This window comes from Streptomyces sp. NPDC031554 (assembly GCF_055580685.1).
In genome coordinates, this window is record NZ_JBVIKX010000007.1 from 195,818 (window position 1) to 218,529 (window position 22,712).

The window sequence follows — 22,712 nt, forward strand, 5'->3', positions numbered from 1 at the left end:
GTCCCGGTCCGGAGCGACCACCTGCCCGGAATGCGTAGAGTGGGACGTCCGTGGTCGCACGTCACCCCTTCGGAGTCCCCATGCCCGCCCCGCCGGTCGGCCCGGACGGCGAACCCGACGCGCTGTTCGGACTCGACGCCCTCGCACCGCCCCCCTCCCGCGCCCGCCCCCGCACGTCGTTCCGGGACTCCGGCACGGCGCGCCGGCTGCTGCCCGTACGGGAGATCCACGCCGAACCGGCCGCCGCGGCCTCCGCGCGCGGCCGCGAGATCATCGCCCGCTTCCCCGGCGCCCGTCTGGTCGAGATCGACTCCCACTGGCGCGTCCCCGGACTGCACGGCAACGAGGGGAACGTCGAGCGGTGGGTGCGCGTCAAGGGCGAGACGCTCGTGCTGGGCGAGCGGAAGACCTTCACCGTCCGCCCCAACGGACGCTCGGCGGACTGGATCGCCCCTGGTCCGTCCAACGGCTGCGCCCTGGCGTGCGCCTACTGCTACGTGCCGCGCCGCAAGGGCTACGCCAACCCCATCACCGTGTTCACCAACATCGACCGGATCATCGCCCACCTCGGCCGGCACCTCGCGCGCCAGGGCCCCAAGCGGGAGCCCAACCAGTGCGACCCCACGGCGTGGGTGTACGACATCGGGGAGAACGGCGACTGCTCGGTGGACGCCCTGGTCTGCGACAACACCGCCGACCTGGTGCACGCCTTCCGCGACTGGCCCGGTGCCAAGGCGTCCTTCGCGACGAAGTTCGTGAACCCCGACCTGCTCGCGCTGGAGCCGCGGGGCCGGACCCGGATCCGGTTCTCCCTGATGCCCGGGGCCGACGCCCGCCTCCTGGACGTGCGCACCTCGCCGGTGGCCGCCCGGATCGCCGCCGCGGCCGACTTCCTGGACGCCGGCTACGAGGTGCACTTCAACTTCTCCCCCGTCGTCCTGCGGCCGGGCTGGCGGGAGGACTGGGCCGACCTGCTGCGGCGGCTGGACGACGTGCTGCCCGACCGGGTCAAGCGGCAGGCGGCCGCCGAGGTGATCATGCTCACCCACAACCGCGAGCTGCACGAGGTGAACCTGGGCTGGCACCCCCGTGCCGAGGAGGTGCTGTGGCGGCCGGACCTCCAGCAGGCGAAACGCTCCGAGAACGGCGCTCTGAACGTCCGCTACCGCAACCACGTCAAGGCCGAGGCGCTCAGCGACCTGGGCGGCCTGATCGCCGCTCACGCGCCGTGGCTGCGCGTCCGCTACGCCTTCTGAGCCGGCCGGAACCGGTCGACGCCGGTCACCCCACCGGTCGGGGCCGGCCGGTGGCGGCGCCGGTGCCACGGCCACGGCCACGGGACGAACGGCCGGGCGGGCCGGGGCCGCGGGGCCGGGGTCAGGGCCGGGCGTTCCGGTCGGCCTGCCCGCCGGCCCCCAGCAGTCCCGTGGGGCGGAAGGGCTCCTCGGCCTCGAGCCGGGGCAGTTCGCGCCGGGCGACGCGCAGCACCAGCGGCGGCAGCGCGGCCCGTGCGATCTGCGCGAGGCGCAGCCAGGCGGGCACGTAGACCGCGGTGCTGCGGCGTTCGACGGCACGGGCGAGGACCTCGGCGACGGCCTCGGCGGGGTACACGCGCCGGGCGGGGGCGGGCATGTGGTCGCGCAGTTCCCGCAGGACGGCGTACCGGTCGGCGTCCCGGATCATGTCGGTGTCGGTCCAGTTCAGGTAGGCGATGCCGACCGCCACGCCGCGGTGCGCCTCCTCGGCCCCCAGCGCGTGCGCGAAGGCCTCCACGCCGGCCTTGGAAGCGCAGTAGGCGCTCATCAGCGGGGCGGCGCCGAGGGAGGCCAGGGAGGCGATCTGGAGGTAGTAGCCCGCCGTCTCGCGCAGGTCGGGCAGGAACGTGTGGGCCGTGAAGGCGCTGCCGGCGAGGTTGACGTCGACGACGCGGCGCCAGGAGGCCATGCCGGTCCCGACGAAGGGACCGCCCTCGGCGATGCCCGCGTTCGCGACGACGGCCGACGGCGGGCCGAACCGGGCGCGGACGGTCTCGGCGGCGTCCCCCAGGGCCGCCTCGTCGGTGACGTCCACCTCCACGGCGAGGGCCGGCACGGGCAGCGAGGCCGCGACCGCCTCCAGGGCCGGCCGCTCGTGGCCGAGCAGGGCCAGGCGTGCCCCGCGGCGGGCGAGGGCACGGGCCTGGGCCGCGCCCACCCCCCGCGCGGCGCCCGTGACGACGACGGTGCGGTTCTCCAGGGGGCCGTGCGCCACACCGCGGTGCGGTGCGCTCGCGCGGGTGGCGGTCCTGCGGGGGGTGTGCGCCACGGCGTGCTCCGATCGTCGGCTGTCCGTCGTCAGCTGGGTCGTACGTCCCCCGCGCGGTCCCGGTGGGTGAGGGCGCGCTGGAGCCCGGACAGGCCCGGCGACCGGCGCCGCCGCAGTGCCGCGCGGGCCGCGTTGGCGCCCGGCGCGCCGTGCACGCCGCCGCCCGGATGGGCGCCCGCGGAGGCCAGGAACAGGCCGCGCACGGGTGTCTCGGGCCGTCCGGTGCCGGGCAGGGGACGGAAGACGAGCTGCTGGTGCATGCCCGCAGTGCCGCCGTTGATGGCGCCCGCGTGGAGATTGCCGTCGAGTGCCTGGAGGGTGGGCGGGGCGAGGACGCGGCGGGCCCGGATCAGCGCGCGGAAGCCCGGTGCGAACCGTTCGACCTGGCGCTCCACCCGGTCGGCCATCAGCTCCTGCTCCTTCGGGTCCCAGGCGCCGGTGAGTCCCTCGTCCCCCGCGTCGGCGGCCACCTCGTGCGGCACGTGGGTGTAGGCCCACGCCGACTCGGTGCCGCCGGGCGAGCGTGACGCGTCGGCCGTCGTCATCTGGCCGAACAGGCAGAACGGGCGGTCGGGGATCCGCCGCATCGCGATCTGGGCGGCGAAGCGGGTGAGTTCGTCGACCCCGTCGGCCAGGTGGACGGTGCCGGCCCGCGCGGCCTGCTCGGCGCGCCAGGGCACGGGGCCGTCGAGGGCCCAGTCGACCTTGAAGGTGGCGAAGTCCCACTGGAACCGCTTCAGGTCGGCCAGCAGCTGGTCCGGAAGGTGTTCGGGTCCGACCAGCTCGCCGTAGAGGGCGGGGACGGAGACGTCCGCGAGGACGGCGCGGCGGGCGGTGACGGTGCCGCCGTCGGCGGTGCGCACGCCCACCGCCCGTCCGTCGCGGACGACGACCCGGTCCACGCGGAGCCCGCAGTGCAGGGTGGAGCCGCGGGAGCGCAGCCGGCGCACCAGCGCCTCGGTGAGGGCCCCGGCGCCGCCGGCCGGGACGGGGAAGCCGTACGTCTGGCCCAGCATGGACATCAGCCAGCCGAAGCCGCCGCTGCCGGCGGCCTCCGGGGCGAGGTCGGCGTGCAGCGCGTTCCCGGCGAGGAGGAGCCGGCCGCCCTCGCCGCCGAACTCCTCGGCGCCCATGCGCCGCACCGGCAGCACCAGGGTGCGGGCCAGTCGCAGGCCGCCCGCCGTGCGCAGCCGCAGGGCGAGCCGCCCGGTGGCCTTCAGCGGCGGGAACGGGGTGAACAGGGCGTCGAGGATGTCGGGGCGCAGCCGTTCCCAGATCTCGTGCAGCCGGCGCCAGGCGTCGCCGTCCCCGTCGTGGAAGGCGTCGAGGGAGGCGGCGGTGGTGCCGACCCGCCGGTCGAGCACCGCGCACCTGCCGTCGCTCAGCGGGTGCGCCAGGACGTGGGGGGCGTGGCTCCACCGCAGGCCGTGTTCCTCCAGGCGCAGACCCGACACCACCGGGGAGGCGGCGGCCAGCGGGTAGAAGGAGCTGAAGAGGTCGTTGACGAAGTCCGGGTCCACTTCCCTGTCGTGCCGCACCGCTCCGCCGGGTTCGGGCTGCTCCTCCAGGACCGCCACGCTCCAGCCGGCGTCGGCCAGCAGGTTGGCGGCCACCAGGCCGTTGGGTCCGGCCCCGATCACCACGGCGTCAGGCATCGGCGCCGCCGTGCGCCCGTACCGGCACCGGTCCCGGCCCGGCGTCCGGCACCTCGTTCTCGCAGACCTCGGCCAGCCGGGCGAGCATCGCGCGGTGCCGGAGCTGGATCAGCGCCTCCACGCCCGCGTTGTGCAGGGCCCCACCCACCCCCTGCAGGGGGTGTTCGTCCACGAGCACCAGGCAGTGCTCGCCCCAGGGCCGCAGCTCGATGGCGACCCGTGCCGTGCCGAGCACGCCCGCCCGGGCCTCCAGCTCCAGGACGGTGCCCTCCTCGCAGCGCCGTACGACGGTCCGGTTGTTCAGGCGGACGGGTCCGATCCGGACCTCGTAGCCGATCTCCGCGCCCACCTGGGGCCAGCGGCCCTGCACCGGGGTGGACTCCGCGGTGCCCACCACCCAGTCCGCGTACCGGTCACCGTCCGAGAGGACGGCCCACACCCGCCGCGGGGATGTCTTGATCAGCCGATGCCGGACCGCCACGACGACCTCCTGTTACTCGTCCTTCGCTCACCGCCAAGTGCCCACACCGGGGACGGCGAACCGGGATGAACGCGAAGAATTTCCGCCACGGCCGTGCAGGCCGGGGTGTCTGTCCCCTGGCCGGGGACCGGCAGGTGGCCACGCCGCCCGCTCGTGGGCCCGGGTGCGGGCAAGGTGGCCAGCCGCCTGCTCGTGGACCCGGGTGCGGGCAGGTGGCCGCGTCGCCGGCCCTCGCAGCTCGCGGGGTCATTCCTGGGCGGCCGGCTCCCACGGGCGAGGGCCCACGCCGGAGTGCCACGCGCTCAGTCCCTCGGCGTCCACGCACACGATGCCGCACTGCCGCGCGTACTCGACGGCGGGCGCCGTGAAGTCGTTGGTGGTGACGACGACGGCGACGTCGGCCTCGTGGACGGTGAAGCAGGTGCCGCCGAAGCGCTGCAGGTCCTGCGAACCGACCTTGTTCCCGTCCCCGTAGCGCTTGCACTGGAGGACGAGCCGGCGTCCGTCCGGCGCCACCGCCGTCACGTCGGCCCCCAGATCACCCGCGCCGCCGACGACTTCGACGTCCGTGCAGTGGTCGCGGGCGCACAGGTCGGCTATCGCCTGTTCGAACTCGTCGGGATCCAGGGCGTAGTAGTCCGTGACACAGGTGGTGTCCGCGGCGGGGGCCGTCCCGATGACGAGCGTCTCCGCCGTGCCGTCGGTGCCGGACGGCAGGACCGGTTCGGCACCCCCCACCGGTCCGGCCACTCCCGACGGTCCGGCGAATCCCGCCGGCTCGGCGACTCCGGCCGGTCCGGCCGGTCCGGCCAGGGCGGGCGGTTCGGTGAGCGCGTCGACGGCCGTCTCGGCCGCTTCCTCCAGGGCCTCGGTGGCGTGCCGTACGAGTCTGCGGGCCGACCACCGGCGCCGGCCCCGGTAGCAGGCGACGGCCGTGGCGATGCCGAGGACGACCAGGGTCACGGCCCAGGCGGGGCGGCGTTCGGCCGCGGCGGCGGCGGTGCGGGCGACCACGCCCGCGAGCGTGAGGAGGATGGCGAGGAGGACGAAGAACAGGGCGGTCGTGCGCAGGTCGAAGCGGGGGCGGCGACGTGCGGGGCGTATCGGGCGGGTGGGTGTGGTCACGGTGATGGTCTCTCCCAGGCGGTCTTCGGTGAAGATCACCTGGGCTTGTGCCCCGGCTGGGGCGGTTCACCGTGACCGATCGCCCGGCCCCGTGCGGGCGGCACGGCACGGCTCGGCACGGCACGGCACGGCTTGGCTCGGCTCGGCCGGTCGCCGCTTCGCGGGCGGTGCCGCGCGGCCGGGTCTCCCGCTCCGAGTGGTACGACGCGGCCGGGTCTCCCGCCCGACACGACGCGGCCGGCCGCCCGGGTTCGCGGGTGCGGCCGGCGGCGTCCTCCACGGCTCCGCGCGGTGGGCCCGGACGTGCCGGGGCGCGTCCCACCGCGCGTGCGGGACGTCAGATGCGGCCGCCGGTGAGCCGGGTGATCGGGCCGAGCGTCTGACGGCCGGAGCGGCGGCCCGCCGCGTACGACACGGCGGTCAGCGCGGTCACACCGGCGCCCACCCCGGCCGCGATCACCTTGCGGTGGGCGATCACCGTCCAGGCCGTCTTGGCGGTGGCGGCGACCTGACCGGTGGCGGTCTTCGCGGTGGCCGCGACCTGGCCGGTGGCCGTCTTGGCGGTGGCCGCGACCTGACCGGTCCTCGCGACGAGCGCCTGGCGGCCCGCCTCGACGCCACGGGCCGCGCCCTGCGCCACGCCCGCCGTCTTCTCGGCGGCGCGCCCGGCCCCGGAGCCGGCGGCCGACGCGGCGTCATCCGCCTTGTCCGCGGCGCCCTTTGCGGCGCGTGCGGCGGGAGCGGTCGCCTTGCCGGCCGCGCGCCGGGCCTTGGATGCGGTCGCGCCCTTGGTGGCGCGCTCTTCGTTGGTGTCCGTGTTCGGTTCAGTCATGGACTTCGCGTTGCCGCTCCCCCGGGCCGCAAACCCGCCATGTGCCCGTGTGCCGCCCGCGTCCGGCCGGGACGGATCGGCGCACGGTTCGTGGGTAGGGTCCCGGTCATGCGCCTCGCCCTCTTCGACCTGGACGGCACCCTGGTGGACCGCACGTCCGCCTTCGCCGACGCCGTCGCCGAACTCTGCCACGACCACGCGTACGGACCGGAGATCGAGCGGTGGCTGCTGACCGAACTCGCCGACCACGCCGAGCGGTCGGACTTCGCGCGGCTGCGCGCCGCGTTCGGGCTGGGCGAGTCGGCGGACCACCTGTGGCGGGTCTACGTCGACCGCATGGCCGCCGCCGTCACCTGCCGTCCCGCGGTGCTGGACAGCCTGGCCCGGCTGCGCGAGCGCGGCTGGAGCATCGGCGTCGCCACGAACGGGTCCTCCGACATCCAGCGCGCCAAGGTCAGGGCCACGGGGCTCGCCGATCTCCTCGACGGGATCGCCGCGTCCGGGGACATCGCCGTCCGCAAGCCCGACCCGCGCCTCTTCGAACTGGCGGCGGCACGCTGCGGAACCCAGATCGGTGCGGGCGACTGGATGACCGGCGACAACCCGGAGAACGACATCCGGGGCGGCCACCTGGCGGGCCTGCGGACGATCTGGGTGACGGGGCGGCCCTGGCCGGAGGGCCTCACCGTCCCCCATCACCGCGCCCCCGACGTCCCGCGAGCCGTCGACCACCTGCTCGCCCACTCCCCCTCGTGACCCCGGCCCCTCCTCACGGCCCGGCCCCGGCCCCGCGGCCCGGACCGGCCGCGCACGGCAGCTGTTCCCCGTACCGGCGTCCGCCCTTCACCCCCGCGCCGCCCCGCCGTTCACCCGCACCACCAAGATCATCACGTTCGGCCCCGCTCCCCTCGCCCCCGATCGAAGGAAGGTCGACGTGGCCAGATCGCTCCCGAGGACTTTCGCCGTGTCCGTCCTCGCGGCGTCACTCGCCCTGACCGCCGCGCTTCCCGCCTCCGCCGAGGACGACGAGGCCCTGCCGGCCGTCCTCCCGCGCGTCGAGACGCCGGCCCTGTACGACGACGAGGCGGGCGGCGACTCCGACGCCGACGACCCGGCGATCTGGCGCAACGCCGCCGACCCGGACGCCAGTCTGGTCGTCGCCACCGCGAAGGAGGGCGGCCTGCGGGTGTACGACCTCGGCGCCCGGCTCGTGCAGTCGCTCGCCGCGCCCGCCGGACCGGGGCCCCGGGACGCGCCCGGCCGCTACAACAACGTGGACGTGGTGCGGGGCCTGAAGCTGTCCACCGGGCGCGCCGACCTCGCGGTCACCACCGACCGGGGCAACGACCGGCTGCGGATCTACCGCATCGACCCCTCCTCGCCCCGCCGCCCCCTCTCGGACGTCACGGACCCGGCGGCCGCGCCGGTCTTCTCCGCCGACCAGGCGGAGATCAACGAGCAGCGCACCGCGTACGGCCTCGCCACCTGGACGGACCGGACGAGCGGCCGCACCTACGCGCTCGTCAGCCGGCGTGAACGCACCACCGTCGCCCTGCTCGAACTGACGCCGAAGGCCGGCGGCCGGGTCGGCTACCGCAGGATCCGCACCCTGGACCTGCCGTCCTCCTTCCGCCTGCCGAACGGCACCTCCTGGTCGCCGTGCGCGGAGCCCGGTGAACTGCCGCAGGTCGAGGGCATGGTCGTCGACCCGGCGGACGGCACGCTGTACGCGGGCCAGGAGGACGTCGGCATCTGGCGGATGCCCGCCTCCCTCGACGGAACGCCCCGGCTCGTCGACACCGTGCGGGAGTACGGCGTCCCCGGCACCTACGACGAGGCCGCCGAGGAGTGCGTGAGCGGCGCCGACCCCGGGTACGGCGGCACGCGGATCGCGGCGGACGTCGAGGGCCTGACCCTGGTCACTCAGGCGGACGGCGACGGCTACCTGCTGGCCTCCAGCCAGGGCGACGACACCTTCGCCGCCTACGACCGCGAGCGCGGCGACGACAACGAGTACGAGGGCGGCTTCCGGGTCGCCGCCACCGCGACGGGCCCGGACGGTTCGGAGGAGTGCGACGGCGCCGCGGCGCTCGACGCCCCGCTGGGCCGCAGGTTCCCGGGCGGTCTGCTCGTCGTGCAGGACGGTCACGACGACGCCGGGCGGGCCGAGGACCGCCCGGCGACGAACTTCAAGTTCGTCGACCTGCGCGAGGTCCTGACGGCGCTCGACGACTGAGCCGGCGCCCGGGTGCGGCGGGACGGGGCTCCCTCCGCCGCACCCGGGCCGCTCACGGTGTGCCGGGCTCCGCGCGGCGTCCGGCCCGGCGCAGGTCGGCGATGAGCCGGGCGCCGGTCACGGCCGGGTCGTCCTTGTGCTCCTCCCAGCGCGCGAAGGTCTCCGCGGCGGCGTCGGCGAAGCCGGTCGGCAGGCCGACCTGCGCGCAGGCGCGCGCGATCTCGGCCATCTCCGGTTCCCAGCGCCAGGCCTTGCGGCCCGCGCCGGCCAGCCGCTCGGGTCCGGCCACCGGTGTGCCGGGCAGCGCCCCGGCGGTCAGTTCGATCAGCTCGTCGAGGACGCCGTGGCCGTCGGCCAGCGCGCAGGCCTGCGCGGCGAGGGCGTAGGCGATCTTGTTGTAGGCGGCGAAGGACAGCTTGAGCGCCGAGGCGCGGCCGACGGGACCCGCCAGCGGGACGGGCGCGAGCGCGGTGCCGGCGAAGAGGGCGGCGACACGGGCGACGGCCCCGGCGTCGCCGGAGAGGTACAGGCGGCTCGCGCCGGGCTCGCGCGGCGGGGGGCCGGTGATCCCGCCGTCCACCACCGTGGCGCCGCCGTCCGCGAGGACCTCGGTGATGTGTGCCATCCGCTGCGGGCTGACCGCGTTGGCGTCGACGTAGACACCGCGGAAGCCGGCCCCCGCCACCTCCTCGGCCACGGCGAGGGCGGCGGCCGGCGGGCAGACGCTCAGGACGACCTCGCAGCTCTCGACCAGCTCCCGCGGGCCGGCCGCGGCCCGCAGGCCGATGCCGTCCGCCCGCCGTCGCGTCGCCGCCGACCGTCCCGCGGGCAGCCACCACACCCGGGCGCCCCCCGCCATCGCCTGCGCCGCCACGCTCGCGCCCATGTCACCGGGGTGCAGGATCCCCACGTCTCGACGAACCATGAGCGGACCCTACCGATCCCGCGGTCCCGCCGCGCGTGCCACCCCGGCGGGGCCCGGCGGGTGGCGTGCGCGGGCCTCGGCTCAGCCGCCGGGCGGCCCCGCTCCGGCGCCCTTGAGACGTTCGAGGTCGGAGGGACGGACCTGGATGACGAGGAGGGCGATCAGGGCGGCGACCAGCGTGAAGGCGGCCGCTGCCACGAAGGCCGCGGAGACGCCCGCCGTCAGGACCTCGTCGCCCCAGGGCGGCGGGAGTTCACCGGTGCGCCGGAAGTCCAGGCGTTCCGCGGGAGTCGCCTGGGACAGGAACGCCGGGACCTGTCCGTCCGCCTCGTTGCCGCTGGCCGTGCCGAACACCGTGACCAGGATGGACAGGCCGAGCGAACCGCCCACCTGCTGCGTGGCGTTGAGCATCCCGGAGGCGGCGCCGGTCTCCCGGGTGGGGACGTCGGACAGGGCCATCAGGGTCAGGGAGACGAACTCCATGCCCATGCCCAGGCTGAAGACCAGCATCGGGCCGAGCACGCTGCCCGCGTAGGTGGAGTGGACGTCGGTCAGGGTCAGCCAGCCCAGTCCCGCCGCGGCCAGGACCGCGCCCGCCACCATGAACGGTTTGGGGCCGTACGTCGGCAGGAACCGGGAGGCCAGCCCCGCGCCGACCGCGATGACCGCGCTCACCGGGAGGAAGGCGAGGCCCGCCCGCAGGGGGCTGAAGTCCAGCACGTTCTGCACGAACAGGGTGAGGAAGAAGAACATGCCGAAGATGGCGGCGGCCAGGCAGAGCATGATGCCGTAGGTGCCCGCGCGGTTGCGGTCGGCGAACATGCGCAGCGGTGTGATCGGCTGCCGGGAGCGTTTCTCCACCGCGACGAAGACGGCGAGGAGGACGACGGCCCCGGCGAAGGAGGCCACGGTGAGCGCGTCGCGCCAGCCGTCCTGGGCGGCCCGGATGAAGCCGTACACCAGCAGGACCATGCCCGCCGTGGAGGTCACCGCGCCGGCGATGTCGAAGTGGCCCGGGTGGCGTGCGGACTCCTTGATCCAGCGGGGTGCCGCGAGGGCGATGAGCAGGCCGATGGGCACGTTGACGAAGAAGACCCAGCGCCAGTCCAGCCACTCGACGAGGATGCCGCCGGCGAGCAGTCCGATCGCGCCGCCGCCCGCCGAGACCGCGGCGAACACGCCGAACGCCCGGTTGCGCTCGGGTCCTTCGCGGAAGGTGGTGCTGATCAGGGCGAGGGCGGTCGGGGAGGCGACGGCCCCGCCGACGCCCTGGAGGGCGCGGGCGGCCAGGAGTTGGCCGGGGCCCCGGGCGAGTCCGCCGAGGAGGGAGGCGAGGGCGAACAGCAGCACGCCGAGGACGAAGACCCGCCGGCGTCCGAGGATGTCCCCGACCCGGCCGCCGAGCAGCAGCAGACCGCCGAAGGTCAGCGTGTAGGCGTTGACCACCCACGACAGGTTGGCGGTGGAGAAGTCCAGGGAGCGCTGGATGTCGGGGAGCGCGATGTTCACGATGGTGATGTCGAGGACCACCATCAGCTGGCACGAGGCGATGACGAACAGTGCCATCGTGTGCTTGTCACCGCCCGCGGGACGCGCGGAGGTCGGGGACGCGGAGGAGGACTGCCGGGATGTGCTCATGGTGTGTCGCCCGCACGGGGGGCGGGCCCCTGGGGGTTCAGTGAACGATCGCGTCCACCGTCGTGTTCACCGTTCGACCGTACGCCGCGGTCCGGGTGGTCACCACTCGATCACCGGGGCCGTCCGCCCGGCCGTCGCCCGTTCCGGCGGCGGGGACCCGCCCGTCGGGCATCGGCGTGCCAGAACTCCCCCGTGGTCCTGGCACGCCGCCCCGGCTCCGGCGGCGGTCCGCCGCCGTGGAGTCACCAGGATGCCCCGGAGCCGGGGGCCGTGTCGTTGGCGAGGCGTCCACGACCGCTTGGCGGAGCGTCTCCGGGCGGGCCGGACCGCGGGTGTCCACGGGCGCGCAGTTCGCTGGGCGGGAGGCCGTAGGCGGTGCGGAAGGCGCGGGTGAACTCGGCGGCCCGCGGGAAGCCCCAGCGCGCGGCGACGGCGTGGATCGGCATCGTGCTCCGGGCGGGGTCGAGGAGGTCGCGGCGGGCGTGCTCCAGCCGCTGGTCCCTGATGTACGAGGCCACGGTGAGCCCTTCCGCCCGGAAGAGGCGGTACAGGTGGCTGCGGGAGACGTGGTGGGCGGCGGCGATCGCCGCGGGGGTCAGTGCGGGGTCGGCGAGGTGGTGGCGGACGAACGCCTTGGCGCGCAGGACGAGCGTCCGGTCGTGGCTCTCCGGCGGCAGGCCCGGGTCGGCGTCGAGGGCGTGCGCGAAGGCCGCCGCGACCAGGTCGGTGACGACGGTGGCGAGGCGGGGCCCGTCGGCGGGCCGGTAGCAGGAGGTGTCCGCGGCGAGCCGGAGGAGGAACTGCGCCAGCAGCGCGCCGATGCCCTCCGTCGCCGAGATGCGGCGCCCCATCACCTGGTCGGAGTGCCGGCCGGGCAGGGGCACCTGGGCGCGGGGGATCTCCACCCCGACGATGGTGACGGGGTCGGCTCCGGTGTGGATCTCGAAGGGGCGCGAGGAGGTGCTGACGTGGAAGTCGTTCATCGTGTAGACCGCCTGCCGGCTGCTGCCCCAACTGGCCGCCCCCTCGCCCTTGAGGAGCAGGGAGAGGTGGTAGACCTCGGGGTCGGAGTCGCGGATGAGCCGGGGGGTCCTGCGGAAGACCAGGGGGTCGAAGGTGGCGGGCCACACGGTGACGTCGCCGAGGAGGATCGCGCGCTGGGAGCCGTCGTAGTCCCGGGCGTGTTCGCTGCTCAGCTGCATCGGCGCATGGGTACGGCCCATGCGCTGGATCCAGGCCTCGAACCGGTCGGCCGCCGGGAGGTCCTGGGTCCGGAAGACCGACTCGTGCACCACGCCCGCAGTCAATCACACCGGTGACCGCGGGAGTCGGGGGCGGTCGGCGGGCCCGCGGTACGAACGCGACGGGACGGTCCTGTCCCCCGACGCCATATTACTGAACCGTAACCTACCGACCGCTACCCCGGGTAACTCCCGCACCGCTACCGTCCTGACAACTCGTCTAAGAACGTTCCGGGAACGTTCCGAGCACGGCACGCGACGGCGGTGGACGACCGGCGCCGCGTGCCGGGCGGTCCGTCCTCACCGGACCGCGTGTCACCCGAGCCGCAGTCTCAGGCTCGGCCTCCCCTCTCCCCACCGGAGGTCCGTCATGCCCGCCCCCGCCCGTCTGCTCGCCGCGGCCGTCACGGCCGCCGCCTGCCTCGGCACGACAGCCGTTCCGGCCGCCGCCGCGACACCGGCCGCCCCCGTGGTCTCCCGCGGCGTCACCATCCCCGCCTTCTACGACCCGCCCGCCTCGCTGCCGGCCGCCGACGGCGCGCTGATCCGCACCGAACGGCTCCCCCTCGCCCTGAGCCTGCCCGGCATCGACGGTCCGCTGCCCGGCCGGGCGACCCGCCTGATGTACCGGTCGACCGACTCGGCGGGCCGGCCGATGGCCGTCACCGGCACCTACATCGAGCCGGCGGCCGCCTGGAGGGGCCGTGGAGCGCGGCCGCTGGTCGTCGTGGCGCCCGGCACCATGGGGCAGGGCGACCAGTGCGCCGCCTCCCTGGGCCTGGAGCACCCGCTCGCGCTCAACGGGCAGACCGTGTCGGTCGGTTACGAGAACCTGGCCGTCTACCGGCTGCTCGCCCGCGGGGTCGCCGTCGTGGTCACCGACTACACCGGCCTCGGCACCACGGACCGGCTGCACACCTACGTCAACCGGGTCGACGAGGCCCACGCCGTGCTGGACGCCGCCCGCGCCGCCCGTTCCCTCGAGGGGACGTCCCTCACCGACGGCTCACGGGTGGCGCTGTTCGGCTACAGCCAGGGCGGCGGGGCCACCGCGGCCGCCGCCGAACTCCAGCCCGCGTACGCCCCCGACGTCCCGCTCGCCGGCACCTATTCCGGGGCTCCGCCCGCCGACCTGGTGGCCGTCACCGCGGCCATCGACGGCAGCGACCTCGCCGGGGCGCTCGGCTGGTCGGTCAACGGCTTCCTGGAGTCCGACCCGGAGTTGAAGCCGATCGCGGAAGCGCACCTGAGCGCGGCCGGCAAGGCGGCCCTGAAGGACCTGTCCACCATGTGCGTGGGGGACGCCCTGCTCGCCTACAACTCGGCGCGCAGCACCGCCTGGACCACCGACGGGAGCTCCCTGGGCGCCGTCATCGAGGAGGAGCCCGCGCTCAAGGCGTTCCTGGCCGACCAGCTCATCGGCAGGATCAGGCCCGCGTCCCCGGTGCGGGTGGCGACCGGCACCGCCGACGACCTCGTGCCGCACGGGCAGGCCCGCGACCTCGCCGTCGCGTGGTGCGCGAAGGGGGCGGACGTCACCTACAAGCCCGTCGTCCTGCTGCCGCTGGGCAACGCCCTGCTCAACCACTTCGCACCGCTGCTCACCGACCAGGGCGACGCGATCTCCTGGCTGACCGACCGCCTCGACGGCCGGCCCGCCGGCTCCGACTGCGCCACGCTGCCGTACAGGCCCTGAGCCCGGGGGACCACGCCCGCGCCGGCCCCGGCTCCCGCCGTCGTCGCGCCCGCAAGGCCCGTCGTCCGCCCGGAGGGGCTGGGGGCACCCCCCTCCGGGGGAGGGACCTCGCGGACGCGGCCTAGGGTGGACGGCATGGCCGAGGTGGAGATCGTGCAGTTGCTGGTGTCGCCGGTGCACCGGTTCTCGGGGCGTCCCGGGGACGGGCCTTCGGGCGGCCCGGGCGACGAACTCGTGCGGTCGGTGCGGGTGCGCGCCGGTCTCGGAGTGGTGGGCGACCGCTACTTCGGCCGGCCCGCCCACCGGGACGCCTCGGTGACCCTCATGGCGGCCGAGCGCCTCCCCCGGGACATCGCCCCCGCCGCCGGTCTGCGGCACACCCGCCGCAACGTCCTGCTGCGCGGCGTCGACATCGACGCCCTCGTCGGCAGGACCGTCGTCCTGGACTCCGGGGACGGCGCCGTGACCCTTGCCGTCAACCGCCCGGCCAGGCCGTGCGCGTGGCTGGACGTCACGGTCGGGCCGGGCGCGCAGCGTGCCCTGCGCGGCGGGGGCGGGGTGCGGTGCACTCCCCTGTCGGACGGGGTGCTCACCCTCGGCGGAGCCACGTTCCGCGTCCTCGAGGAGGAGGACGCGGCGGGCTCCGCCTGACCTTCGCCCACAGACCGTCCGTCGCCTACAGACCGTCGAGCAGCCCGAGGCGGGCGACGACGCGCTTGCCGACCGGTTCCGGTACCACGTCGACGCCCTGGGCCACGGCCATCACGATCTCCAGGCCGTGCTGGCCCACCCGCGTCGGATCGGCGCCGCGCGGCACCGGCAGCGCCGGGTCGCTGTCCCAGACCGCGATCTCCACGGCGTCCCCCACGATGCGCAGGTGCAGCATGACCGGGCCGGGCGCGTACCGCAGGGCGTTGGTGACCAGTTCGCTCACCACGAGCTGCGAGAGGTCCATGGTGCGGGCCGAGACCGGCACCCCGTGCTCGCGCTGCGCACCCGCAAGGAAGTCGCCCGTCAGTTCCCGTGCGCCGGCGATGCAGCCGCTCTGCCCGTCGAGGGCCACCGTTTTCTCGATCCGGCTCCGCTCAGGACCCGGGAAACCCTCGTCGGGAGGGACAGGTTCCATGCGGACCGCCTTCATTACCCCGTTCATGACCGCGCGCATACCCCTGAATCCGACTCCTACGCCCCAGCCGCACCACTCTTTCGCCCGGTGCCGCGACGGCCCCGCTCCCGGTGTCCGGTGGCGTGCGCCCCGCCCCGGCCGGTGTCACCGCGGGGGACACCGGCCGGGACGGGGCGCGCCGTGATCAGTCGAGGTGGTAGCCGTCGCCGTACACCTTCCAGTCCAGGGGCGGTCGGAGGTCCAGGTTGCCCTCGCGGAGGAAGACGCGCTGGGCGGTGTCGACGCGGCTGGTGTCGCTGTGCGCCTCCTCCTGCCGCATCGCCCACACGCGTGCGTCGAGGAAGGCGTCGAGGTACGCCGTCTCGTCGCCGCCCTGGGCCGGGGTCCTCGCCCCGGCCAGCGCGCGCCGGCGGATGCAGCCGAAGCCGGCGTCACCGCCCTCGCCGTGCATGACCATGGCGTCGTAGTAGGCGAACTGGCCCAGGGCGCGCAGGCCGTCGGCCTTGGCACGGCGGACGGCCGGATCGAAGCAGACGCGGTCGCGTTCGTCGTCCTGCGCCTGCCGGAACACCGTGTCCCGGGCCGCCTCGCGCCAGTCCCGCGGGTAGTCCGGGTCGAGGCCGGCGTGGGAGTCGCCGCCGTCGACCGCCCGCAGGGCGGGCAGGTACCCGGCGAGGACGTTGCCCGGTCTGCGGGCGGCGTACAGCTCGACGAGGTCGAGCATGTCGCCGGTGCCGGAGCAGAAGCCGATGATGCCGGCGGTGTAGCCGCGGCCGTCGCCGATGTCCTCGATGTAGCGATACTGGGCCTTCCAGTCGAGCGAGGAGTTCTCCGCGCTCGACACCAGCTTCATGGCGATCTCCTTCTTCGCCGGGTCGTCGAGCCCCACCGGCCCGCGGGGGCCGAGGGCGGCGGACGCCGAGGGGGAGGCGAGGAAGGGGGTCGCCGTCATGACGGCGAGGAGGGCGAGGACCCTGCGGCGGGCGGCGGCCGTCCGGAGGGCCGGACCCCGCGCGCCCGGGGGTGTGTGCACCACGGTGACTCCAGTGGGGGGTGGAGGGTGGGTGGAGAGGGGGTTTTCGCGCTGCGACCGACAGGAAGGTTTCCTATCAAGTCCGGTCGCACGGGGTAACCCCCGCGGAGGAGGATTCGTGCGATCGGACGAGCCTCTCGGCTCGGCGCCTCGTCACCCCGCCGCCCCGTCGCCCGCTCGGGCCTCAGGGGGCGCCGGGCGCGTCCCCCCACCAGTCGAAGCGACGGGCGCCGCCGGGCCGTTCCTTGTAGAGGGCCCAGCCGCCGGGGCCGTAGCGGCCTATCTCGGTCGTCAGCGCCACCTCGTGCAGGTCGCTGTCCGGGCGGTCGGTGACGTCCAGGAGCAGCCCGTCCAGCGGGCCGCCCACCAGCTCCGCGTACTCGCGGTCCGGGCGGGGTGCCGCATCCTCGTGGTCGGCGCCGTAGACCCGGCCCCGCATGAAGTCAGCCTCGTCCATGACCAGCAGCTTCGCATCCGTCACTGACAACGGCCCGTCGAGCCGTCGGCGGCCGGACCGCCCTTCGGCCAAGGCGATGGCCGAAAAGCGCCGAGCACGGGCATTTCGCCCCCACGGCGGGTATGCATCCGGTCCTGGCACATCGCGGGGTACGGGGTGGGGGGTGCCGGCCCTGGGGACACGCAGGGGACAGCGAGCGTCGGCGGGCGGGTCCCGGCGTGCCCGGCGGCGGGCCGTGCGGGAACTGCGCGCGTCGGGACGCCACGGGCCGCGGTTGCGCGAGGTGCTGCCCGGCCTCACCGTGCTGGCCGCCGTCGTGTGCGGGGCGGCCGCCGGGCTGGCGCTGGCCGGCCGGGCCGTCGGCCCGTGGGTCCCGGCCCTGGCGCTGACGGTGCTCGGCGTGGTCGCCGTCGTCGCGCTGCGGCGGTCCCGGCGCCCGGCACGGCGGCGTCACGGCTACTACACCGCCGAGGAGTTGGCGGATCTGGACCAGCCGGGGCTGATGGTCGCGGTGGCGCGGATGCTGCGGCGGGACGGCTGGCGGGTGCTGCCGCCGTCCGCGCACGACGCCGTCCACCTCGCCGCCCGCGACCGGCGGGGCCGGCTGCTCGACGTGTCGTTCCGGCCGGTGGCCGAGCCGCTGCCGGACGAGGAGGACGCCTGCTCGTGCCGGTCGCGGTGGAGGTCCGCCCGTTCGGTACGGCTCGTGGTGCACCGCGGCACGTTCTCGCACCGCGACGAGGTGTGGGCCGCGCGCCAGGGGGACGTCCGCCTTCTCGACGGCGCCCGCCTGCTGCTGTGGGCGGGCGGCACCCCGCTGGCCGAGATCACGGGCCTCGGCACCCCGGCACCGCGACGCCGCGCCTGAACCGCACCGCCGCACCGGAGCTGAGGGACCGTCCGCACCGCCGCACCGGAGCCGAGGGACCGTCCGCGGCGCCGCGCCGGAGCCGGCGGTACGCGCCGCCGCGCCGGGGTCGGCCGGGCAGCCGGCCGGCCCCGGGTGTGCGGCACGCCCCCGACGGCCGGCGTGGGGCTCCGGCGGCCGGCGGACGGGGCCCCGATGTGCGGGGCCCGGGCCGGCGCGCCCCGCCCCGCTCCCGACGAGAGACCCGGCGGGCGGCCGGGCCCATGGCGGGCCGGCGGCGGCCCGGTGGTCAGGCGTTCGTCGTCGGCACCGGGGACGGCCGTCCCCCCTCCTCGTCGGCACCGGCACCGGCACCGGCGGCGGCGGCATCGGTGTCGGGGTCCGCGTCGGTGCGGGGCGGCGTGCCGTGCGGTCGCGCGGCCGGGGCGTCCTTGCGGGGCACCAGCCGCAGGAGGAAGGGGACGCGTCCGGCGGCGACCGGGCCGAGGACGGCCAGGACGAGGACGTATCCGGCGATGAAGGGGGCGAGGCGGTCGTCGAGGCCGGCGCCGGCGGCCATGGCGGCGAGGATCAGCGCGAACTCGCCGCGGGCCAGCAGGGTGGTGGCGATGTTGACGGCGGGTTCGGGGCCGTAGCCGTACAGGCGGGCGGCGATCAGGCCGGCCGCCACGTTCATGACGACGGTCAGCGTGACGGCGACGGCCACCGGGACCAGGACGACGGCGAAGTCGCCGGGGTCGATGGCCAGTCCGAAGGCGAAGAAGAAGATCGCCGCGAAGGCGTCCCTGAGGGGGTGCACCAGTCGGCGGATGCGGGGCGCGGAGGGGGTCCCGGCGAGGATGAGACCGACCATGAAGGCGCCGATGGCGTCGGCGACGCCCAGGAGTTCGGAGACGCCGGCCACCAGGACCGCGGCGCCGAGGAAGCTGATGACGAGGAGTTCGTCGTCGCGGACGTGGATCAGGCGGCCCACCAGCCGGGTCCCGTAGCGGGCCGCGGCGGCCAGCGCCAGCAGGAACGCGAAGGCCCTGCCCACCTCCAGCAGGACCGCCACCGCCCCGTGCGCGCCGCCGATCACGGGCTGGAGGGCGGCGAGGTACAGCGCCAGGAAGATGTCCTCGACCACGATGACGCCGAGGATCAGCCGGGTCTCCGGGCGGCCCAGCCGCCCCAGGTCGATGAGGATCTTGGTGACGATGGCGGAGGAGGAGATGCCCAGCACGCCCGCGAGAACGAGGGCCTCCCGCGCGCCCCAGCCGAGCGCGAACCCGAAGCCGAGGCCGGCGCCGACGTTCAGCAGCAGGTAGCTGCCGCCCGCGAGGGCCAGCCGCCGTCCGCCTTTCCTCAGGTCGTCGAGGTGGAACTCGAGACCGAGGTAGAACAGCAGCAGGACCAGGCCGAGCGCCGAGAGCATCTCGAAGTCGTGCGCGTCCTCGACGATCACCAGTCCGGGGGTGTGCGGGCCGAGGAGGATGCCCGCGAGGGTGAAGAGCGGGATGGTCGGCAGGCCGATCCGGTTGCCCAGGCGGGCGAGGAAGGCCGCGGCGAGGAAGGCGCCGCCGAGGGCGAGCAGCGTGTCAGCGTGTCCCATGCGTCACCTCCCCGCCGCGGAGGGGGAGTCTGATCGATCGTGTGTGACGGGGATGGATGGGCGGTCCTCCTCGGGGTCCCGGGGTGCGCCCGTGCGGCGCCTCCGGCCTCCCCACCGTCGCACGCGGCCGGTGCCGCGGACCATCGGGTCCGACACCCATTCCGGTCCGGACGGGCCCCGCGCTCCCGCCCGGACGGGCCCCGGGCCCGATGGGGTCCGGGGCCCGTCCGGCCCGGGTCAGGGAGTGAGCTGCCAGCTCCGGATGTAGCCGACGTCGATCGCCGCGAGGTCCCGCACGCGCAGCTTCCACGTGCCGTCCACGGGCTGGGCGGAGGCGTCGACGACGAAGGTCTGGTCGACGTTGTCGGCGGCGCCGCCGCTGCGGTTGAGCAGCCGGTAAACGGTGCCGTCGGGGCCGACCAGATCCACCGTCAGGTCACCGCGGTAGGTGTGGACGATGTCGACGTGCACCTCGGTGGCCGGGGAGGCGTTGCCGCCGCGGCCGCCGATGGTGATCGAGGACTCCACGGCGGCGCCCGCGTCGGGGATGTCGACGCGGGTGGCGTCGGCGTAGACGTGGGCCACCCGCCAGTCGAAGCCCACCGTGGCGGAGGCTCCGGTGGCGTCGGTGACGGTCACGGTGACCGGGGCGGTGCCGGTGGTGGTGGGCACGCCGGAGATCAGTCCGGTGTCGCCGACGGCCAGGCCGTCGGGGAGTCCGTCGGCGGTGTAGGTGAGGGCGGAGCCGCTGTTGGTGGTGTAGGCGTCCACCTGGAGGGAGACCGCCTGGCCGACGCCGCTGGTCTGGTCGGCGATCGGGGCGACGTTGACGCCGAGGGCGATGCGGTTGCCGACGTTGACGGCGGCCCAGGCGTCGGCGACGGCGAGGTGGGCGGGGCTGTAGGCGCCGAAGAGGTCGGCGGCGGCCTGGAGGGTGGCGGTGCGGGCGCCGGCGTAGTTGGTGGAGGAGGTCATGTACGTGGTCAGCGCGCGGTACCAGACGGCGGCGGCGTTGTCGATGCCGATGCCGGTGACGGCCTGTCCGTCGTAGGTCGGGCTGTCGTAGGCGACGCCGTTGACGGTCTTGGCGCCGCTGCCCTCGGACAGGAGGTAGAAGAAGTGGTTCGCGGGGCCCGAGGAGTAGTGGACGTCGACACTGCCGAGGGTGGAGCTCCAGTAGTCGCGGGAGTCGCCGTCCTTGGAGGGTTTGTCCATGTGACGCAGCGGGGTGCCGTCGCCGTTGATGTCGATCTTCTCGCCGACGAGGTAGTCGGGGACGTCGGCGTCGAGGCCGGCGTGGAACTCGACCGCGGCGGCGAAGATGTCGGAGGTCGCCTCGTTGAGGCCGCCGGACTCTCCCGAGTAGGTCAGGTTCGCGGTGGCGCTGGTGACGCCGTGGCTCATCTCGTGGGCGGCCACGTCGAGCGAGGTCAGCGGGTGGGTGTTGCCGGAGCCGTCGCCGTAGGTCATGCAGAAGCAGCTGTCCTGCCAGAAGGCGTTGACGTAGTTGTTGCCGTAGTGGGCGCGGCTGTAGGCGGCGACGCCGTCGCCCCGGATGCCGTTGCGGCCGTGCACGTCCTTGTAGTAGTCCCAGGTGGCGGCGGCGCCGAAGGCCACGTCGACGCCCGCGGTCTGGCGGTCGCCGGGTGTGCCGTCGCCCCAGACATCGTTGTCGTCGGTGAAGAGGGCGCCGGTGCCGGAGGTGCCCTGGTTCAGGTCGTACGTGCGCTGCCCCGCGCGGTCGCCGTCGAGCAGCTGGTACGTCGATCCGGACAGGGTGCTGCCGACGGTGACCGTGCCGTTGTACTGGCCGGTGCCGCTGCCGGTGTGCACCTGTTCGGAGACCTGGATCTCCTTGCCGGAGGCCGCGTCGGTGACGACGTGGAGTTCGCTGGGCGTGCCGTCCCGCTGGACGCCCTCGACGACCGACTCCCAGGCGAGGACGGCCCTGTCCTCGCCGGCCCAGACCACCAGGCGCGGGGCCCCCTCGGCCGCGGAACGCGTGATGTCGGCCTCGCGGGCGGCCGCCAGCGCCTTGCCGCCGGCCTTCGCGGCGGACAGCTTCGGGGTGAGCGACGGCACCGCGAGGGCGGCCTCGCTCGCCCGGGAGACGGTGGTGCGGCCGCTCCGGAGGTGGACGACCAGGTCGCCGCCGAGAACGGGCAGTCCGGCGTAGGTGCGTTCGTAGCGGGTGTGGGTGGTGCCGTCGGCGTCCTGGACGACGTCCTTGACGACGAGTTTCTCGCGGGTGCCGAGGTCGAGGCGCTGGGCGGTGGCGCCGGCCGCGGCCTGGGCGCTCCGGACGAGCGCGGCCCGCCGGGCGGGCGGGAGCACGGCCGGCGCGGCGCCGGCCCGCGGGGTGGCGGCGAGGGTGGCGGGACCCGGGTCGGCGGGGGCCGCCGCGGCGGGGAGCGCGGGCGCGCCGAGGGCGAGCAGGGTGCCGACGGCGGTGAGGGCGAGGGCGGCGGCGTGTCTGCGCCGGTGGGCAAAACGGGGTCGCCGGGACAACGGCTTCTCCTTCTGCGACGGTCGGCCCGTCGTGCGGGCCGAGGTGGGGGCGGACCGGCGGGGTGGGCACGGTCCGGAACGCGCGCACGGCAGGGCGGGTGCGGTGTGCGGGCGTCCGTCGGGTGGCGAAGGGTGGGGGTGGAGTGGGGGGCGGGGTGGGATGTCACCCCTGAGAGGCGTGAAGGAAGGGTGAACGTTCGGCAGCAGCGTGGCACCCACCTCACAGTTTTGTCATGGGAATGCCAATACAACGGCTTGAATTCGCCTTGGTGCGAAGGGAGTTGGAGATCCTGGCACTCTTTTTCGGCCGGACGCGAAGGGCGTCCGGGGCGTACCCGGGGCGGGGGCCCGGGGTGGGTTTCCGGCGTGCCGCGGTACGCCGTCGGCGGCGCCCGCACGCTGCCGCTGAGCCGTTCGAGTGGTCCCGGTCGGCTCGCCGTCGTAGCGTCGGTGGAGAACCTCCACGGGACGCGGGGAACAGCCGGGTCCCGAGACGGGCGGGAGCGGTCATGCACGGACACAGGACGACGAGGACGGCGGCGCTGCTCTGCGCGGCACTGGGACTCACCGCGGCGGTCGGGACGGCCTCGGCCGCGCCCGCCGCGTCACCACCCGCCGACCGGCCCGTCGCGCGCCGGAGCGCGCCCCCCGTCCTGGTCGACTGCTTCCAGCACCCGCAGGTGCGGCCCGACGACTTCGTACTGGCCTGCGGCGACGGCAACAGCCGCCTCGTCTCGCTGAAGTGGGTCCGGTGGGACGACAGGTCGGCGAAGGCCAGGGGCGTCAACGTCGTCAACGACTGCAAGCCCTACTGCGCGGCCGGCACCTTCCGCTCGTACCCGGTGGTCGTACGGCTGGACAGGGCGCAGTCGTGGGAGAAGGACCCCGCAACGGAACGCTACGGCCGCATCACCCTGGAGTACCCGGCCCAGCGGCCGGAACAGTTCGCGAAGGTGATGACCTACCCCCTGTGGGACTGAGCGGGGTCCCGCACGG

20 protein-coding genes are annotated in these 22,712 nt (G+C 75.2%); 7 read left to right on the forward strand and 13 right to left on the reverse strand.

All coding sequences use genetic code 11. From position 1 onward, the window contains the following. Positions 1–80 precede the first annotated feature (80 nt). A complete protein-coding gene (locus ACZ5FU_RS20120; protein WP_468838179.1) occupies positions 81–1,256 on the forward strand; it encodes a spore photoproduct lyase family protein in 1,176 nt (391 codons plus the stop codon). A gap of 121 nt (positions 1,257–1,377) precedes the next feature. Here the strand turns inward: ACZ5FU_RS20120 and ACZ5FU_RS20125 are convergent, their stop codons facing one another. The 5 genes from ACZ5FU_RS20125 to ACZ5FU_RS20145 form a co-directional block, all read right to left on the reverse strand. Continuing rightward, positions 1,378–2,250, reverse strand: coding sequence for an SDR family oxidoreductase (locus tag ACZ5FU_RS20125; RefSeq protein WP_469046141.1), 873 nt, complete (start codon positions 2,248–2,250; stop codon positions 1,378–1,380). Between the two features lie 83 nt (positions 2,251–2,333). Then, positions 2,334–3,959, reverse strand: a complete 1,626-nt coding sequence (locus ACZ5FU_RS20130) for a phytoene desaturase family protein (RefSeq protein WP_451528593.1) — start codon at positions 3,957–3,959, stop codon at positions 2,334–2,336. Further along, positions 3,952–4,440, reverse strand: a complete 489-nt coding sequence (locus ACZ5FU_RS20135; protein ID WP_451528594.1) for an SRPBCC family protein — start codon at positions 4,438–4,440, stop codon at positions 3,952–3,954. Before ACZ5FU_RS20135 ends, ACZ5FU_RS20130 begins: the two co-directional genes overlap by 8 nt. A 246-nt stretch (positions 4,441–4,686) precedes the next feature. Further along, positions 4,687–5,565, reverse strand: coding sequence for a restriction endonuclease (locus ACZ5FU_RS20140; RefSeq protein WP_468646580.1), 879 nt, complete (start codon positions 5,563–5,565; stop codon positions 4,687–4,689). Positions 5,566–5,902: 337 nt separating this feature from the next. Then, complete coding sequence (locus ACZ5FU_RS20145; RefSeq protein WP_451528596.1) at positions 5,903–6,397, reverse strand: hypothetical protein; 495 nt, start codon at positions 6,395–6,397, stop codon at positions 5,903–5,905. Between the two features lie 108 nt (positions 6,398–6,505). Here ACZ5FU_RS20145 and ACZ5FU_RS20150 point away from each other — a divergent pair, with 108 nt between their 5' ends. Then, positions 6,506–7,153, forward strand: a complete 648-nt coding sequence (locus ACZ5FU_RS20150) for an HAD family hydrolase (protein ID WP_451528597.1) — start codon at positions 6,506–6,508, stop codon at positions 7,151–7,153. A gap of 178 nt (positions 7,154–7,331) precedes the next feature. Next, on the forward strand, positions 7,332–8,633 hold the full coding sequence (locus ACZ5FU_RS20155) for a phytase (protein WP_468646579.1): 1,302 nt from the start codon (positions 7,332–7,334) through the stop codon (positions 8,631–8,633). A gap of 52 nt (positions 8,634–8,685) precedes the next feature. Here the strand turns inward: ACZ5FU_RS20155 and ACZ5FU_RS20160 are convergent, their stop codons facing one another. The 3 genes from ACZ5FU_RS20160 to ACZ5FU_RS20170 all read right to left on the reverse strand — a co-directional run bounded on the left by ACZ5FU_RS20160 (position 8,686) and on the right by ACZ5FU_RS20170 (position 12,491). Next, on the reverse strand, positions 8,686–9,558 hold the full coding sequence (locus tag ACZ5FU_RS20160; RefSeq protein ID WP_451528599.1) for an NAD(P)-dependent oxidoreductase: 873 nt from the start codon (positions 9,556–9,558) through the stop codon (positions 8,686–8,688). Between the two features lie 81 nt (positions 9,559–9,639). Beyond that, the gene (locus ACZ5FU_RS20165) at positions 9,640–11,124 is read right to left on the reverse strand and encodes an MFS transporter (protein ID WP_451528645.1); all 1,485 of its coding nucleotides are present in this window, start codon (positions 11,122–11,124) and stop codon (positions 9,640–9,642) included. 314 nt (positions 11,125–11,438) lie between these two features. Then, the gene (locus tag ACZ5FU_RS20170) at positions 11,439–12,491 is read right to left on the reverse strand and encodes a helix-turn-helix domain-containing protein (RefSeq protein ID WP_451779823.1); all 1,053 of its coding nucleotides are present in this window, start codon (positions 12,489–12,491) and stop codon (positions 11,439–11,441) included. Positions 12,492–12,807: 316 nt separating this feature from the next. Here ACZ5FU_RS20170 and ACZ5FU_RS20175 point away from each other — a divergent pair, with 316 nt between their 5' ends. Together ACZ5FU_RS20175 and ACZ5FU_RS20180 are read left to right on the forward strand one after the other, a co-directional pair. Further along, a complete protein-coding gene (locus tag ACZ5FU_RS20175; protein ID WP_469046053.1) occupies positions 12,808–14,133 on the forward strand; it encodes a lipase family protein in 1,326 nt (441 codons plus the stop codon). A gap of 135 nt (positions 14,134–14,268) precedes the next feature. Continuing rightward, positions 14,269–14,784, forward strand: a complete 516-nt coding sequence (locus ACZ5FU_RS20180) for a molybdenum cofactor biosysynthesis protein (protein ID WP_451528602.1) — start codon at positions 14,269–14,271, stop codon at positions 14,782–14,784. Positions 14,785–14,809: 25 nt separating this feature from the next. Here ACZ5FU_RS20180 and ACZ5FU_RS20185 read toward each other — a convergent pair whose 3' ends face one another. The 3 genes from ACZ5FU_RS20185 to ACZ5FU_RS20195 all read right to left on the reverse strand — a co-directional run bounded on the left by ACZ5FU_RS20185 (position 14,810) and on the right by ACZ5FU_RS20195 (position 16,749). Further along, positions 14,810–15,259 (reverse strand): ATP-binding protein, encoded by a 450-nt coding sequence (locus ACZ5FU_RS20185; protein ID WP_451528603.1) that lies wholly within the window; start codon positions 15,257–15,259, stop codon positions 14,810–14,812. A 184-nt stretch (positions 15,260–15,443) separates the two neighbouring features. Continuing rightward, positions 15,444–16,211, reverse strand: a complete 768-nt coding sequence (locus tag ACZ5FU_RS20190; RefSeq protein ID WP_451779886.1) for a chitosanase — start codon at positions 16,209–16,211, stop codon at positions 15,444–15,446. 265 nt (positions 16,212–16,476) lie between these two features. Further along, positions 16,477–16,749: a hypothetical protein gene (locus ACZ5FU_RS20195; protein WP_451528604.1), complete on the reverse strand. Its 273-nt coding sequence runs from the start codon at positions 16,747–16,749 to the stop codon at positions 16,477–16,479. 235 nt (positions 16,750–16,984) lie between these two features. On the opposite strand from ACZ5FU_RS20195, the gene ACZ5FU_RS20200 reads away from it, so the two are divergent. Next, complete coding sequence (locus ACZ5FU_RS20200; protein WP_451528605.1) at positions 16,985–17,617, forward strand: hypothetical protein; 633 nt, start codon at positions 16,985–16,987, stop codon at positions 17,615–17,617. Positions 17,618–17,906: 289 nt separating this feature from the next. On the opposite strand, the gene ACZ5FU_RS20205 is transcribed toward ACZ5FU_RS20200, so the two are convergent. Together ACZ5FU_RS20205 and ACZ5FU_RS20210 are read right to left on the reverse strand one after the other, a co-directional pair. Next, positions 17,907–19,208 carry a cation:proton antiporter gene (locus ACZ5FU_RS20205; protein WP_468646736.1) on the reverse strand — a complete coding sequence of 434 codons (1,302 nt, stop codon included), beginning with the start codon at positions 19,206–19,208 and terminating at the stop codon, positions 17,907–17,909. A 237-nt stretch (positions 19,209–19,445) separates the two neighbouring features. Further along, complete coding sequence (locus tag ACZ5FU_RS20210; protein ID WP_468646737.1) at positions 19,446–21,716, reverse strand: M4 family metallopeptidase; 2,271 nt, start codon at positions 21,714–21,716, stop codon at positions 19,446–19,448. Positions 21,717–22,225: 509 nt separating this feature from the next. Here ACZ5FU_RS20210 and ACZ5FU_RS20215 point away from each other — a divergent pair. Beyond that, a complete protein-coding gene (locus ACZ5FU_RS20215; protein ID WP_451528608.1) occupies positions 22,226–22,696 on the forward strand; it encodes a hypothetical protein in 471 nt (156 codons plus the stop codon). The last annotated feature ends 16 nt before the right edge of the window (positions 22,697–22,712 follow it).